Annotated in this window: 1 protein-coding gene; it reads left to right on the top strand. The window is 37.6% G+C overall.

Going from position 1 to position 1,017, the window contains the following annotated elements; genetic code table 11:
- Positions 1–908 (top strand): IS110 family transposase (locus KQI32_RS13260; protein WP_216426121.1); only part of this gene is annotated, 908 nt, incomplete at its 5' end.
- Positions 909–1,017: the final 109 nt, after the last annotated feature.

Below are 1,017 nucleotides of genomic sequence, written 5' to 3'. Positions count from 1 at the left end.
ATCGCTTCATTAAGAGTAAATCTCTTAGAAAAACCAAAACAGATGCGATTGACTGCGAAATGATAGCCCGTTATCTGATGACGGTAGAGTACAAGCCCTATCCACCATCATTTTACCACACAGAGAAATTAAAGTCACTAACAAGATTTAGGGATAACCTCGTTAGGCAACGAAGCCGACAACTCGTAGAACTAACAAATATCTTAGACAAGGTTTTTCCTGAGTTTAAGCCGTTTTTCAAGGGAAAATTTTCTACTACTGCGTTTCATATTCTTGTTAACTATTCGTCACCTGAAAGGATTGCGAATATGAATTCTAAATCTTATGAAACACTTAGAAAATTGTCTCGCGGAAGATTTTCTCTTGCCGATTTCACAACCTTGAAACATCTTGCACGGAATACTGTAGGTCATCCAGATGATTTCCTGCTTAGTGAAATGGCTATGGTCATAGACATTTTCAGTCAGTTAGATTCAAAAGTTGATGAAACTGAAGCTCTCATCAAGGAATGTGTCTTAGAGATAAATCCGTCCATGCTGACTATTCCCGGTATCGGCGTTGAGTCTGCTGCCGTTATTCTTGCTGAATTCGGTGACTTTTCAAAGTTCCAAAATCCTGCACAACTCCTTTCGTTTGCCGGTATGGAACCGGGATATTTTCAATCCGGCATCGCTGAATCTAACGGCAAAATGGTTAAACACGGTTCTTCTTATTTGCGATATACTCTTATGAATTGTGCTCGTACGGTTGTGAATTACGAGCCTACATTTGCTGAATATTATGCAAAGAAACGTGCCGAAGGCAAAACATACCGTGTTGCTCTTTCACATACTGTCAAAAAGCTTGTGCGTGTTATTTTCACTTTGCAAACCAAAAATCTTGTTTATGATTCTGACGCTTTGAGATAATCTTTATCTAATATTTTTTTAGTCCTTGAAACATAGGGCTTGTTTAAGTGCGCCTATTTTTCAATTACTTAATTTTTTTAAAAATGTCTTGACTTTTAATAGTTAGTCA

Source organism: Acetivibrio sp. MSJd-27 (assembly GCF_018918095.1).
GTDB lineage: Bacteria > Bacillota > Clostridia > UMGS1840 > HGM11507 > HGM11507.
Note: the sequence above shows the minus strand (reverse complement) of the source record. Positions and strands in the feature narration are given on the sequence as shown.